Source organism: Burkholderia sp. PvR073, assembly GCF_054055695.1.
Genome location: NZ_JBSRXO010000002.1, coordinates 859,327 through 873,403, shown reverse-complemented (window position 1 = coordinate 873,403; position 14,077 = coordinate 859,327). Strand labels below are relative to the sequence as shown.

13 protein-coding genes and 1 pseudogene are annotated in these 14,077 nt (G+C 66.1%); 6 read left to right on the top strand and 8 right to left on the bottom strand.

All coding sequences use genetic code 11. The features are described from left to right. Positions 1-10: 10 nt before the first annotated feature. Together ACVK00_RS11085 and ACVK00_RS11080 are read right to left on the bottom strand one after the other, a co-directional pair. A complete protein-coding gene (locus tag ACVK00_RS11085) occupies positions 11-1,204 on the bottom strand; it encodes an acyl-CoA dehydrogenase family protein (RefSeq protein WP_284889376.1) in 1,194 nt (397 codons plus the stop codon). A 170-nt stretch (positions 1,205-1,374) separates the two neighbouring features. Continuing rightward, positions 1,375-2,514, bottom strand: a complete 1,140-nt coding sequence (locus tag ACVK00_RS11080) for an LLM class flavin-dependent oxidoreductase (RefSeq protein WP_175726011.1) — start codon at positions 2,512-2,514, stop codon at positions 1,375-1,377. A 259-nt stretch (positions 2,515-2,773) separates the two neighbouring features. On the opposite strand from ACVK00_RS11080, the gene ACVK00_RS11075 reads away from it, so the two are divergent. Further along, the gene (locus ACVK00_RS11075) at positions 2,774-3,124 is read left to right on the top strand and encodes a VOC family protein (protein ID WP_166952130.1); all 351 of its coding nucleotides are present in this window, start codon (positions 2,774-2,776) and stop codon (positions 3,122-3,124) included. Positions 3,125-3,223: 99 nt separating this feature from the next. Here ACVK00_RS11075 and ACVK00_RS11070 read toward each other — a convergent pair whose 3' ends face one another. Continuing rightward, the gene (locus ACVK00_RS11070; RefSeq protein ID WP_228907815.1) at positions 3,224-4,093 is read right to left on the bottom strand and encodes a LysR family transcriptional regulator; all 870 of its coding nucleotides are present in this window, start codon (positions 4,091-4,093) and stop codon (positions 3,224-3,226) included. Between the two features lie 140 nt (positions 4,094-4,233). Here ACVK00_RS11070 and ACVK00_RS11065 point away from each other — a divergent pair, with 140 nt between their 5' ends. After that, complete coding sequence (locus ACVK00_RS11065) at positions 4,234-5,622, top strand: DHA2 family efflux MFS transporter permease subunit (RefSeq protein WP_354123062.1); 1,389 nt, start codon at positions 4,234-4,236, stop codon at positions 5,620-5,622. A 25-nt stretch (positions 5,623-5,647) separates the two neighbouring features. Here the strand turns inward: ACVK00_RS11065 and ACVK00_RS11060 are convergent, their stop codons facing one another. After that, a complete protein-coding gene (locus tag ACVK00_RS11060; protein ID WP_284889366.1) occupies positions 5,648-6,028 on the bottom strand; it encodes a DUF4377 domain-containing protein in 381 nt (126 codons plus the stop codon). Between the two features lie 320 nt (positions 6,029-6,348). Here ACVK00_RS11060 and ACVK00_RS11055 point away from each other — a divergent pair. After that, a pseudogene (locus ACVK00_RS11055) lies at positions 6,349-6,504 on the top strand (tyrosine-type recombinase/integrase); the annotation flags it as partial. A 21-nt stretch (positions 6,505-6,525) separates the two neighbouring features. Here the strand turns inward: ACVK00_RS11055 and ACVK00_RS11050 are convergent. The 3 genes from ACVK00_RS11050 to ACVK00_RS11040 are packed head-to-tail and all read right to left on the bottom strand — an operon-like array spanning position 6,526 to position 9,363. After that, positions 6,526-6,744 carry a YXWGXW repeat-containing protein gene (locus ACVK00_RS11050; protein ID WP_284889364.1) on the bottom strand — a complete coding sequence of 73 codons (219 nt, stop codon included), beginning with the start codon at positions 6,742-6,744 and terminating at the stop codon, positions 6,526-6,528. Between the two features lie 58 nt (positions 6,745-6,802). Beyond that, positions 6,803-7,966 (bottom strand): DUF1501 domain-containing protein, encoded by a 1,164-nt coding sequence (locus ACVK00_RS11045; protein ID WP_228907819.1) that lies wholly within the window; start codon positions 7,964-7,966, stop codon positions 6,803-6,805. Between the two features lie 2 nt (positions 7,967-7,968). Next, positions 7,969-9,363, bottom strand: coding sequence for a DUF1800 domain-containing protein (locus ACVK00_RS11040; protein WP_284889362.1), 1,395 nt, complete (start codon positions 9,361-9,363; stop codon positions 7,969-7,971). 1,149 nt (positions 9,364-10,512) lie between these two features. On the opposite strand from ACVK00_RS11040, the gene ACVK00_RS11035 reads away from it, so the two are divergent. Together ACVK00_RS11035 and ACVK00_RS11030 are read left to right on the top strand one after the other, a co-directional pair. Then, entirely contained in the window at positions 10,513-10,932 is a 420-nt protein-coding gene (locus tag ACVK00_RS11035) for a hypothetical protein (protein WP_284889360.1), read from the top strand. 450 nt (positions 10,933-11,382) lie between these two features. Beyond that, the gene (locus ACVK00_RS11030; protein ID WP_284889358.1) at positions 11,383-11,784 is read left to right on the top strand and encodes a hypothetical protein; all 402 of its coding nucleotides are present in this window, start codon (positions 11,383-11,385) and stop codon (positions 11,782-11,784) included. A 200-nt stretch (positions 11,785-11,984) separates the two neighbouring features. On the opposite strand, the gene ACVK00_RS11025 is transcribed toward ACVK00_RS11030, so the two are convergent. Then, complete coding sequence (locus tag ACVK00_RS11025; RefSeq protein ID WP_228907823.1) at positions 11,985-12,914, bottom strand: LysR family transcriptional regulator; 930 nt, start codon at positions 12,912-12,914, stop codon at positions 11,985-11,987. A 112-nt stretch (positions 12,915-13,026) separates the two neighbouring features. Here ACVK00_RS11025 and ACVK00_RS11020 point away from each other — a divergent pair, with 112 nt between their 5' ends. Further along, a complete protein-coding gene (locus ACVK00_RS11020) occupies positions 13,027-14,076 on the top strand; it encodes an aromatic ring-hydroxylating dioxygenase subunit alpha (protein WP_284889356.1) in 1,050 nt (349 codons plus the stop codon). The last annotated feature ends 1 nt before the right edge of the window (position 14,077 follow it).

Below are 14,077 nucleotides of genomic sequence, written 5' to 3'. Positions count from 1 at the left end.
CGCGGTCTCGTCAGATGAAGTAATCGGTGTTCTCGCGGCCGAGCATCACCGCGCCGAGGTTCTGGCCGAAGCGGTCCACGTTGTTCGCGTAGTGCGCGCGGGCCGCGTGCAGGTCGAGGAAGCGGCGCACCAGCGGATTGCGGTGATAGATGCCGTTGCCGCCCGCATAGCGCAGCAGCGCGTTCGCGGCCTGCGCGCAGCGCTCGGCCACCTGGGCGGACTGGTAGCGGAAATGCACGCGGCGTTCGATCGACACGGCGGGGCCGCCCGTCACCGACGCCATCAGTTCCGCGAAATTGCGCTTGAGCAGCACCGTCATCTCGTCGATCGCGACGGCCGCGTTCGCGCACGCGTTCTGCGCGCCCGGATCGTCGGTGGTCTTCGCGCCGCTGTTGGCCGACACGCGCGTGGCCGCATAGCCGGTGAAGTCGTCGAGCGCACCCTGCAGCGCGCCGATGCACGACGTGCACACCGCGCGCACGAAGATCTGCGCGAACGGCAGCTTGAACAGCGGCGCATCGTTGACGGCGAGGCCCGGGCTCGTGCCCATCATCCCGTCGATCGCCTTGTGCGTGCGGTACGCGGGCACGAACACGTCGTCGACGACGATGTCGTGGCTGCCGGTCGCGCGCAGGCCGAGCACGTCCCAGTCCTGCTGGATCCGGTAGTCGGATTTCGGCAGCAGGAACGTGCGGTATTCCGGCGGCTGGCCGGCAACGGCCGGCGGCACCAGTGCGCCGAGGAACACCCATTCGCACAGCTCGCTGCCGCTCGAGAACTTCCAGTGGCCGGACAGGCGAAAGCCGTCGTCCACCGGCGTCACGCGGCCGACCGGCATGTAGGTCGACGCGATCAGCGTCGCCGGATCCTTGCCCCACACGTCCTGCTGCGCGCGTTCGTCGAACAACGCGAGCTGCCAGTTGTGCACGCCGACGACGCCGTACACCCACGCGGTCGACATGCAGCCGCGCGCGAGCGCCATCTGGATATCGAAGAAGGCCTGCGGATCGAGCTCGTAGCCGCCGTAGCGCTTCGGCTGCAGCACCTTGAAGAAGCCGGCGGCCTGCATGTCGGCGATCGTCTCGGCCGGAATGCGGCCCTGCGCTTGCGCCTGCTCGGCGCGGCCGGCGAGCGTCGGCGCAAGCGCCTCGGCCCGGGCGATCAGCGTGGCGGCCAGTGCGTTCGAATCGTTGTCGCGATGCACGAATGTCTCCTTGATGCGGAGCGCGCGCGGCGGCGCCCACCCCGGTCTCTCTGTCAGTGGTTCGTCGCGGGCGGCGCCGCGAGCGAGGGTTCCTGCTGCCGATGGTCGGTCTCGCGCGGCCGCGCCGCATCGTCCGAAGGGACGACGGGCGCGGCGCGGCCCTGCCCGCCTTACGCGCAGGCGCGCGCCTTCTCGTTGTTGAAGAACGGGATCACGTGCTCGCCGATGTTGCGGATCGTCTCCATCTGCGCGTCGTGCGGCACGGTGCCCATCTGGCACAGGAACAGCACTTCGTCGACGCCCGCTTCCTGCAGGCGGCCCACGTAGCCGATGCAGTCGTCCACGGTGCCGTACGCATGGTTCGGGTTCATCATCGCGAGCGCCGGATCGGCGAAGTTCACGACGACTTCCTCCGACGCGAAGCGCGAACGGATCACCATCTCGCCGGTATCGGCCTGCACGAGGTCGTCGCCCCACTTCGCCGGGTCCGGACGCTCGCCGCCCGTGTACCAGTACGCGAGCGACTCCATGAAGTAGCGCTGGCCGCGGATGCCGATCTTGCGGGCCTTCTGGCCGTCGGCCATCACGACCGTCGGGCACAGCGCCGCGAGATGCTGGGTCGGGCGGAAGCCGACCTGGTCTTCCGGCTTGCGGTTCGCCCACGCTTCGCGATAGATCGCGTTCTTCTTCGCGACTTCATCGGGGCCGCCGAAACCGAGCACCAGCGCGCCCATGCCGCGCTGGCCGGCGCGCAGCAGCGCGTCGGTGTTCGTGCACGCGAGGTACATCGGCGGATGCGGATCCTGGAACGGCTTCGGGTGGATCGGACGCTTCGGAATCTTGATGTACTGGCCGTCATGCTCGATCTCGTCCTGCACGAACATCTTCGGCACCAGGTACATCGACTCGTCGATCATCGGCTGCAGTTCATTGAGGTCGTAGCCGAACGCGCCCGCTTCCTGCTGGCTGCCGCCCTTGCCGACGCCGAAATGCACGCGGCCGCCCGACAGGATGTCGAGCAGCGCGACGCGCTCGGCGACCTTGATCGGATGGTTCATCGCCGGCGGCAGGCACACGACGCCATGACCGAGCCCGATGCGCGTCGTGCGCCCGGCCAGGTACGCAAGGAAGGTTTCCGGCGCGCTCATGTGCGCATAGTTGGTCAGCGACGTGTGCTCCACGCACCAGATCGTGTCGAAGCCGACCTGCTCGGCCAGCAGCGCCTGTTCGACCGTCTCCTTGAACACCCGGTGGTCGCCCTCGCGCGATGCGTCGGTGGTCTGGGCTTCGTAGATAAGGGAAAACTTCATTGCGTGCGTCTCCATGTATGTTGGACGAGTCGGGGTCGTGCAGCCGCCCGCACGGTACGGACGAATAGCGACGGTCCACGGATGGGAGTGTCGGCGCGCAGGCCCGCCCGGGCATCGTCTGTTTGGAGTAACGGGCCGCCCGCGGGGACAGAGGGGTTTCACCGTCATCCGATCGGACTGCGTCGCGGCCGACACCGCGCGCTAGCATCGAACGACGGTGCGGTGCGCGCCGCCCACATCACGACAAGGGAGAGAGGGAATGAAGGTATCGATGCTGCTGTACCCGGTCGACGACATCGACACGGCCTTGCCGTTGTTCGTCGATGGACTGGGCCTGAACGTGAAATTCCGCGATGGCGACCGCTACTGCGCGCTCGACGGCGGCCCGCTGACGATCGCGCTGGTGGCCGGCGACGAGCAGATCGTCGAGCGCGCGGCGCTCACGCTGCGCGTGGATGAGGACGACGACCTGTACGCGGCGATGGCGCGGGTCGTGAAGGCCGGCGCGTCGGTGCGCGTGCCGGTGCAGGCCGGGCCGCACGAATTCCGCGCGGTGCTGGAGGACAAGAACGGCGCGCTGCTGGTGATTTCGCAGAAACGCGCGGCATGATGCGGCGATGCGTGGCGTGTGGTGCGTGGCCCGGCCGGCACGGCGGCACGAACGGCGGCTGTCGGGTAACTATCGGCAGCTGTCAGGTAACGAAGTGCGCTACACGCCTTGATCGGCCGCGCCGGGTGCGCGCAGGTCGCTGGTTTCCAGCAGCTCGAGCAGCGTGCCAGCCGGCTGGCTGAGCCGCTTCGCGGCGAGCGCGATGAATTCGACGTCGGGCAGCGCAGGCAGCCCGTCGCCGTTTACCGGCGGCGCCAGGCCGCGCGCCGACAGATACTGCGACGTCGCGGTGAGCCCGAGCCCGGCCCGCGCGGCCGCGATGCAGCCCGGCTGGCTGCTGCTCGAACACACGACTTCCCAGCCGATCCCCTTTTCCGCGAGCGCGTTCAGCACGACCGCGCGCGTGACGCTCGGCTCGGCCACCAGCACGAGCGGCAGCGGCCGCTCCAGGTCGACCACGGTGCCCGGCCGCGCGACCCACTCGAGCCGCGCGCGCAACAGTGGCGTGCCGCGCCGCTCGCCGAGCCGCCGCTTGCCGATCATCAGGTCGAGCGCGCCCGCATCCATCAGTTCGTAGAGCTGGCTCGTCATGCCGGTCGTGATTTCCAGCGCGACGTCGGGGTGCGCGGTGCGAAACGCCGCGAGCACGTCCGGCAGCGCGACCAGCGCGAGATCGTCCGACGCGCCGAGCCGCACGCGGCCCTGCAGCCGCGGCTTGCGAAACTGCGATTCCGCGCGGTTCAGCGCCTGCAGGATCACGTTCGCATGCACGAGCAGCGCCTCGCCGTCGGCCGTCATCGCGATCGAATGGGTGTCGCGCACGAACAGCCGCCGGCCGACGCTCTCTTCGAGACGACGGATGTGTTCGCTGACGCTCGACTGGTTGAGCCCGAGCTGCCGGCCCGCTTCGGTGAAGCTGCGGCAGTTCGTGACGGTCGCGAACGTCTTGAGCCAGACGGGATTGAGCATTCCGCATTGTCATCGCCGATTACGATGACAGTCAATGCCATCAGGCAGCTTCCCGATGACCACCGGAATCGATACCATCCCATGCTTGTAGACCGGCCGTGCCATATCGCCATACCGGTCGCCGCACCTCTCACTTCGTCATGTCCCGCGAACCCTCACATTCCGCGCTGCTGTGGATCGTCGCCGCCGCGTTCTTCATGCAGTCCCTCGACACGACGATCGTCAACACCGCGCTGCCGTCGATCGCGCAAAGCCTGCATGCGTCGCCGCTCGCGATGCAGCCGGTCGTGGTCGTCTACACGCTGACGATGGCGATGCTCACGCCGGCGTCCGGCTGGCTCGCCGACCGGTTCGGCACGCGCCGCGTGTTCTCGCTCGCCATCCTGGTGTTCTCGCTCGCATCGATCGGCTGTGCCGCGTCGCACACGCTCGGCCAGCTCGTCGTCGCGCGTGCCGTGCAGGGCATCGGCGGCTCGATGCTGCTGCCGATCGGGCGGCTTGCGGTGTTGCGCCGCGTGCCGGGCGAACAGTACGTCGCGGCGATCGCGTTCGTGTCGATCGCCGCGCAGCTCGGCCCGATCGTCGGGCCGACGCTCGGCGGCTGGCTCACGCAGGCGATTTCCTGGCACTGGGTGTTCATCGTCAACGTGCCGGTCGGCGTGGTCGGCTTCCTCGCGGTGCAGCGCTTTCTGCCGCACGACCAGGCGACGCAGCCGCCACCGTTCGACTTCGTCGGCTGTGCATTGCTGTCGGTCGCGATGCTCGCGCTGTCGCTCGCGATCGATCCGCCGATGCCCGTGCACCGCACCGGCTGGGCGATCGGGCTCGCCGTGCTCGGCGTGGCGAGTGCGCTCGCGTACCTGCCCCACGCGCGGCGCCGCGCGCAGCCGCTGTTCCGGCTCGGGTTGTTCCGCGAGCCGAACTTCGGCTCGGGGCTGCTCGGCAACCTGCTGTGCCGGATCGGCACGAGCGCGGTGCCGTTCATGCTGCCGCTGCTGATGCAGGTGCAACTCGGCTATACGCCGCTGCAGTCGGGGATGATGATGCTGCCGGCCGCGATCGCCGGCGTGATCGCGAAGCGCTGGATCGCGCCGCTCGCGAAACGCTTCGGCTATGCGACGTTTCTGGTCGTGAACACGGGGATCGTCGGCTGCGCGATCGCGGGGTTCGCGCTGGTGTCGGCGCGGCCCGCGCCGGCGCTGGAGATGGCGTTGCTGATCGTGTTCGGCGCCGCGAACTCGATGCAGTTCGCCGCGATGAACGCCGTGACGCTCAAGGGGCTGTCGCACGCCGACGCCGGTAGCGGCAACAGCCTGTTCACGATGATGCAGATGCTGGCGATGGGGCTCGGCGTGTCGATCGGCGGCGGGCTCGTGAACCTGTTCGCCGCGCGTTGGGGCTCGATGGCGAACGGCTTCATGCTGTCGTTCGTCTGCATGGGCTCGGTCACGCTGCTGTCGTCGGTCGTGTTCCGGCGGATCGATACCGCCGCGCCGCCGAGGCCGGTCGCGCCGCGGCCGTCCGCGTAAGCGGCGCCGCGGGCGGGCGCGGCCGTCAGTTCACCTGACGGCGCTCGACGACACGCTTGAGCACCCAGCGGATCGACGAAGCGTCGGCCGGCGGCTGCGCGACGCGGTACTCGTCGACTTCCAGAACGTATTGATAGCCGGGCTGGTACGCGAAGCCTTCGATACCCGCGTACCAGAGGCTCCACGGCTCGGCCGGGCTGCTGCGCACCTGCAGGCAGTCCATCGGTGCGACGCCCGTGCAGCGCGCCGCCTGCGGCGCGACATAAACGGTCCGGGTCACGGGCCGGCCGTCCGCCGGGCGGACCGCGCGCGGGTCCGTCGCGGCCGCGTCGGTCTGGCATCCGGCCAGCATCGCGCTGCCGGCAATCACGGCCGCGCCGAGCAGCGTTCTGGTCTTGCGAATCATCTGAAGGTCCTCAGGAAGCGTTGGCGGGCCGATTAGACGAGCGCCGCGCCGGGAAAGTTCACAAACGGCTTACAGCCGGCGTGACGCTTCCTCACGTCTGCATGCTCGTCGCGACCGCGATGCTCGACGAGAGCGCGCCACGATCACGAACACCCATTTCCTCTCGGAGGATATCTTCGCCGAATGCGACGGCCTGCGCGTGGGTGCTCCCGCGCCATCTCGGGCCGCCGCCGTGGCTGGCGGTCAAGGATGCGATCGCCGCGGTGCCGCGCGACGATGCGCGCGCATCCTTTGATGTGGATCGTCCGCGCCAGGCCTTCAGCGCCGGCTCCTACATGGCCGACGGCCGTGTCGACCTGCGGCTCGTGCGCGACAACCTCGAGCACGTGTCGCTGACGACGGCGAGCCAGTATCTGCACGCGGACGACGACTGGCGGCACAGCGAAACCGAGGAAAAGCACCGGATCGGATGGTGAACGACCCGCCGTTCGCCCGGTTCAATACACGGCCACCCAGTGGCCCGGCACCCACGCCCAGTGGTTGCCAGCCCAGCGGTAATGGCCCTTCGCCCAGCGATAGCCGGGTGCGGGCGGCGGCGGCGGCGCCTCTACGACCGGCGCGGGCGGCGGCGGCCGCACCGGTTCGACCACGCACGCGGACATCAGCGCGGCGCTCGCGCTCACCAGTACGGCGAGCGATACGGATCGGATCTTCATCGTCGATTCTCCCTGTCGTGTAATCGGTTGGCGGATGCGAACGCGCGCATGCCGCGCGTCATGCGGTTGTGCGAATGAGGCCCGTCATCGGCCGCGTCGTGCCGCTTTCCGCGAACAGCGTGGACGCCGTACGGCCGGGATCGAGCCGCAGGCTTTCGGCGGCCGCGCCCGCGATCAGCGCGTCGAGCGACGCGGTCGGTTTCAGGTCGCGCCCTTCGTACAGGTCGCCCGGCCGCAAGCCGGGCCAGTCGGCGATCACGCGGCCGCCCGCGACCGCCCCGCCCGCCAGCATCGCGACCGACGCCTGCCCGTGATCGGTGCCGCCCGTGCCGTTCGCGGCGGCCGTGCGCCCGAACTCGGTCGCAACCAGCACCGTGGTCTGCTGCCACGCGGGCCCGAGTCCGTCGCGCAATGCAGCGAGCATCGTGTCGAGCGCCTTCAACTGGTTCGCGAGCCGCGCGTTCTGCGCGCTGTGCGTGTCCCAGCCGCCCGTCTCGATCATCGCGATCCGCGGGCCATCGTCGCGCGCAAGAAACGTCGCCGCGAGCTTGCCGACGCCTGCCGGATCCTGCCGCGCATGCGCATCGCCGGCGAGGCCGCGCGCGGCCATCGCCGACTGCCACAGCGGCCCGAGCTGCGCGTCGGCCTCGTAAAGCGCCGACACGCGCGCGAGCAGGTCGTCCGGCGCGGCCGGCAAACCGGACGCCGCATACGACGCGGCCTGCACGCCGCCGCGCAATGCGAGCGGCACCGTCGGCGCGAATGCGATCGCGCGCTCGCGCGTCGCCGGCAACATCGCGGCGAGGCGGTTCAGCCAGCCGTCCTTCACCTGGTACGGCGCGCGACCGCCCGTCTCGAGCACGTTCTGGCCGTCGAAATGCGAGCGGTCGCGATACGGCGATGCGATCGCGTGGACGAACAGCGCCTGTTTGTCGCGAACCATCTGTGCGGTCTGCACGAGCGACGGATGCAGCGCGAACGTGCCGTCGACGCGTGTCGCCGTCGATGGGTCGATCGCCAGCGGGCCGCGCAGCGACGCATACGCGGGTTCCGCATACGGGACGACGATGTTCAGCCCGTCGGCCGCGCCGCGCTGGATCACGAACACGAAGCGCCGGTCGGTTTCGACGTTCGCGAACACGATGCGCGGTGCGACGAGCATCGCCCCCGCGCCGGCCGCGGCAATGCTCAGGAAATGCCGACGGGTAATGGATCGAGCCATGTTCATCTCCGTTGGAAATCGGGTGACACGAGCAACAGCGCGAGCGACGTGGTCGCGCTTTCGGCACGTGACAGCGCAGTCGCCGTCGGCTCGCTCAGCGAGCCCGCCAGCAGCGTGTTGCCGAGCGTGCGTGGATCGAGCCGGTCGCCCGTGCGGGCGGCGAGCCGCTGCGCGATCTCGACGCGTCGCACCAGCGCGTCGGGCGCGGCCCAGCTCGCGGCCAGATCGTCGTAGCCGGCCGGCGACCCGGGCCGCCACACCGGCTGGCCGAGTTGCGCGAGCAGCGGCGCGGCCTTCAGGTCGCCGGCGTCGCGCCAGCCGAGCCCGCGCAGCGACGACACGGCCCACTCCCACGGCGTCTTGAACTTGCGATTGACTGGCGACCATGCGTCCGGCGCATCGACGAGCGCGCGATAGACGGTCGGCAAATCGCCACCGCTCGTCTCGAATGCGCGGGCGAGCCGGTCGGTGAGCGCGGGCGGCGGGTTGTCGGCGACGAAATGGCGCGCGAGCTGGAACGCGATATGCCGACCCGTTGCCGGCGAACGCGCGAGGTCGCCCAGGATCGCGCGCGCCTGCGCTTCGTCCGGCTGGTCGTAGGTGCGGCCCATTACCGTGCGCGCGCCCGGTTCGTGCAGCTTCGGGCGAAACACGAACGCGCCGGGCGCCGCGTCGCCGGGCTGCGGCCCGCGTCCGCCGGCGATGCTCCAGCCGGTCAGCGCACGCGCGAATTCCGTCACGTCCGCTTGCGTATAGCCGGTCCGGACGCCGAGCGTATGCAGCTCCATGATCTCGCGCGCGAGGTTCTCGTTGAGACCGCGCCGCGCCGCTGGATTGCGGGCTTCGGCGCGCAGCGCGGCCGGACTGTCGGGGCCGACCGAGCGTGCCTGGTCGAGGAACAGCTGCATCGCGGGATGCTGCTCGACGGCGACGAGCATGTCCTCGAAGCGGCCGAGCACGTGCGGGCGGATCGCGTCGCGCTCGAATGCGCCCGCGTACGCGGCGACCTGCCCCTTGTCGACCGACACCGCGAAATGGTTCGCCCAGAAATGCACGAGTCGCTCGACGAACGGCGCGGGTGTAGTGAGCGCGCTGTTCAGCCGCGCGCCGACCGCACTGCGATACGCGTCGTAGCCGTCGCGACGGATCGACTGCGCGGTCGCGCGCTTGGCCGCCGCGTCGTCGCTCGTCATCGCGTTGCGGCTGTTCGCGAAGCGCGTCGCGAGCGTGACCGCGTCCGGTTCAGCGGCCCATGCGGCCGGCCGCGCGTCGTAATGGTCGAATTGAGCGATGAGCGCCGCCTTCGGATCCGCAGGTGGCGCTTCGTCGGCCCGCGCGCCGAGACCGAAGCGGTTCAGCGCGATGGCAGCCGGTGAGATGTCGTTCGGATGGTCCATGACGGGGGTTCTCGCGATGCGTACTCGTGTTTAACGGACGCCGGCGGAAAATCCGTCGCGGGATGGCGGATATTTTTTGGGGTGGTGTCGAACGAGGGGCTGGGGTCCGGATTCAGCCAGGAAGAGTCACACGCCTGCCATAGCAACAGCGGACGCGCGCACTCCGGTCCGACACCAAACCGATGGACTCATTTCGAAGCACGCCTCCGTGCACGTTGCGTAGTTGAAACATTCACGCAGGTTCGGCAGCAATTCATATCGTTGGATCGAATTTGTGACGCCGATGCGCTGGTCCACTTTTTCCGGCCAATCCTTATCTGGCCTGACATTCCGCCTCCCGATCCGGCGAGCCGACGTTACGCGATTGAAACAAAGCCGCTTCCCAATGTTTCGCCGCCATATCGCTGGTGACCGTGCAGCCCCAAATCCATTGGCCTCTCCCGAACTGGTCCGCAACTTGCGTCCTTTCTCGTGCACACCAGAATCCGCACGGCCAGACGGCTCGACGCGGGCGACGAACAATCATCCAGAGGTGTCGGGGAAATCATGTCCAAATACGTATCGGCCGTCATGCGGCTGCTGTCTCGCATCACTGATCCTGTTACGCATTGCATGACGTCGTCGGCGAGGCACGGCCTCGTTGGCGCCAGATGCGTCAATACGGTCCACCCAGTCGCCAAACGTCGCGAAGCCCCCTGGCTATAGCCGAAAACCAGGAACGCCGTTCCGCTAGCGCGCCACACGGGTAATCCGCACGCAAGGCAACTGAGCGCCGAACGTGCCGGGCATTTGAAGAATCTCTCGCCCGGCACTTAAGCCGCTTCGCGCTTTCGAACAACAACGGGAAACTCGCTGGTGCTCGTCACCATCTCAGATGGTGGGGCGCGTTGAAAGACGGATTCGCGCCGTCGCGAATATCCGTGAAACGCGGTGAGAGCACGAATCCGCTGTGCGGACGCGTTTCGGCACATCTATTGCGAGTGAATCAGTCCGCGAGTGGCGGTTGTACTTTGGAACGGGCCGTCATTTCCGAACTTGCGCGTCAGTCTGGTCATGGTCGAGTAGCGACCGCCCGACGTAGCGCACACTTAATCTCCCTTCATTTTCAGCCTCTGCTTTACGGTATCCGAACGATGGAGTCTGACTAAAATGACAGCGAAAGAAAAACGCTCTATCCCGCTTCTACAGCCGGAAGCGCCACGACTAGTCAAGATAGCGGTCGTGCTGTTTGCACTTGTTTGGCTCAGGCAGATGCTTTTTTTTACCCCCCTTCTTCTAAACGACTTTCGCCAAGGCCTCCATGCGTCTCGGGGAGCGCAGCAGGCCATTGCAACCTTGGCCTTCTGGCTTGCCATTAATGCCATGTTGATAATTGCAATGGCCTATCAAAAAAATTGGGCCAGGATTACACAATTTCTATCGTCGTTGGTCGGACTACTCCTTATTGCCTGGAGCGTTACGTTCACAAACGACTTTAAGCCTGGCATCGTGTATTTCTCTGATGTGGTGGCGACTGTTCTGCTCTTTCGGCCCTCCGCCGATGCTTGGTTCAAGAAGCGTCAGTATTAGTGCGCTATGCGAACCGGCCGCTCGATCGACAACGTAATGGAGCAGGCTAACGGGGGCTAGTGCCAGCAGTACGCGTTCACCAATGTGCCGGAAAGCAGTCGTCGGGGATACCAGCGCGTCTTGCGAAGGGTCCATAACCGGATCTCCTGCCGAGCGACCGCTCCGGCTCGATGCCGGACGTCGCCTTCGCGCGGAAGCGCATCGTTCGATGCCCGTCATGGACGGGGCCGCATCGATAGACGCAAGCGTTGACCTCCGGTCTCGGTCGAAACAGCGGCCGCCTAATCGTGGAGTAGTATTCCCCCATGTCCAGGTTATTGCTCGGCCTCTACGGCGCGTAGTCAACCCATCCGTGACGAGGGCGGCAAGCTCGTTAAAGGGGTTTGGCAACTGCTTCAACGAGACGTGTGGCGGCGTCGGCCGTGACGACGGCATTGATGGGAATGCATCATGTCAATCGAGTGGAAGCACCGAGTCAGACTGTTTATCCAGCGTTTCTGGCAGCCGACCAGTGCGTGCATGACCTGCATGCCCGGGAGCTGGGGCAATATCATGAGCCTTGCCCACTGGACCATTGCATTTCATACAGGTCTGCTTACTGGACTCCTGGCTGTACTTTTGACTTTCACGCCTGCGGCGAAACTCTTCACGCATCGATACGGCAATGCGCTGATCGTTGGCGTCCTGACAACGTTGGGCGACGCCTACTCGCACACGAGTCACTATCGTATCCCCTATGTCGAGCACGTCGTGACGGGTGCAATTTCAGGTCTCTTGACGCTGGCGGCCTCATATCTCTTCGAAGACCGCGCGCGACGCCTTCGGGCGGTATGGGCTCGGGTTTTCGGATAGCGTATCCGCTGACTTTCCGAACCTACCGGGCCAAACGGAAAGAGGCTCCCCGGTGTGGTGACGCTTCATGATAGGGAAGCTGCGCCTGGACAACGGGAACGCGCGACCGTTACATGCCTCAGCGTCAGGGCGCGGCCACGACGCGTCGCTCGTACCGGCTCCACGCACGTCCGATAGCCCCGCAAGAGCGTTCCTCGACCTTAATCCCGGCCCTCTACGTTCGGATAGTCCTCGAACGTTTCCTTGATGAGATGTCGTAGCCAGACATTGGCTGGATCCGCATTCAAGCGGGAATGCCAATGTTGACGAAGGGCGAACGGCGGCAATTCGACGGGCGGCGGCACCATCCTGACAGTTCCGAGTTTCGAGAAGACTTTTCCCAGTTCCAGAGGAACGGTCGCGATCAGATCAGGTTGTGCATCGATCAGATGCGGCACGGTCAAAAAGTGCGGCGTGGTCAGAAAGACGTTCCGCTTGATGCCATAGGCGTCGAAAGCGCTGTCGTACGCTGCGCTGGCGCGGCCGGTCAGAGAGACAACGATCTGCGGCATCGACTCGAACTGCGAACGCGTCAGTGTCTTGCCGACCGTCCGGTTTCGAACGCTCACCACCGTCACGAATGAATGCATGAACAGCTGTTGCTGATACAACCCCTCCGGCGCGGCGTGAATCGAGCCGAGCGCCAGATCCGCTTCGGCGGAGGACAGCATGCCTTCAATCTGTTCCAGAGGCACCTGTACCGAACGCAACGTGCAACGCGGCGCGACCTTGCGAAAGCGGCGAATCAGGGGCGGCAGAAAGACGAGTTCCGCCATGTCGGTCATGCAGAGCACGAAAGTACGCTGAGCGGTCAGCGGATCGAAACGTGCTTCTGCCACGACGTTCTTCCGAATCGCCGCGACGATTTCTGAAATTGTCGCGCCCAATTGATCGCCCTTCGCCGTGGGCGTCATGCCTTCCGCTGTCTTCACGAACAACGGGTCTTCGAAAAACGTCCGAAGGCGATTAAGCGCATGACTCATCGCGCCTTGCGTCAGCCCGATATCCTGCGCAGCCCGCGTGACACTGCGTTCGCGAAGCAACGCGTCGAACACCACCAACAAGTTCAGGTCGAGATCTCTGATATGCATGGCGTGCATTGCCTCTATTAATGTCATTAGCTTGACGCATCATCGAGGCAACCCTATCTTGAAGTCAAGCGCCCGCCGGACGGGCGCAGACACAAGATTCAAGGAGACGAACATGTTCATCGAGAACACATGGTATGTGGCTGCGTGGGCCCACGAAGTCGCGGCCGATGCGCTCTTCTCGCGCGTGGTAATCGGAAAACCCGTCGTGATGTATCGCAAGGATGATGGAAGCATCGCCGCGCTTGAAGACCGGTGCTGCCATCGCGGTGCACCGCTTTCCGTGGGGCGCCGTGAGGGCGATTGCGTGCGCTGCATGTATCACGGGCTGAAGTTCGACAGCGCCGGTGCGTGCGTCGAAGCGCCCGCTCAACAGCGCATCCCCCCACGCGCGAAAGTCAGGAGCTACCCCGTCGTCGAGCGGCATCGCTGGATCTGGATCTGGATGGGCGATCCCGCGCTTGCTGACCCGAACGCCATTCCCGATACCCATTGGGTCGATGATCCCGCATGGCGTAGCCTGCCCGGATATATTCACTATCACGTCAACTACCTGCTCATCTGCGACAACCTGCTCGACTTCTCGCATCTGCCGTTCGTTCATCCGACCACGCTTGGTGGCCCCGAGGACTACGCGAAAGTGCAGCCTGAAGTCGAGCGTATCGAAAACGGCGTGCGCGTGACGCGCTGGGTGATGAACACCGATGCGCCGCCGTTCGCGGCGGCTGTGAAGGGCTGGCCCGGCAAAGTGGATCGATGGAATATTTACGACTTCACGCTGCCCGCCATTCTGCGCATGGACTCCGGCATGGCGCCCGTCGGCACCGGTGCGCGGGACGGGATACGCGTCGATGCGGCCGAATTTCGCGGATGTCAGGCGCTGACGCCCGAAACTGAAAATTCGACGCACTACTTTTTCGCCCATCCCCACAATTTCGCGATCGACAACCCTGAGGTAACACGCTCGATTCACCAGTCCGTCGTCGATGCGTTTGATGAAGACCGGGACATCATCACGGCGCAGCAGAGAAATTTGCAACTCGATCCCGGCTTTGAAATGACGCCCTTCGGTATCGACTCGGCACTTTCGCAGTTTCGCTCGGCCGTGAAAGCCCGGCTTGAAGACGAACGCGAGGCGCGGGCACAAGCCGGAACGGAGCACTGAC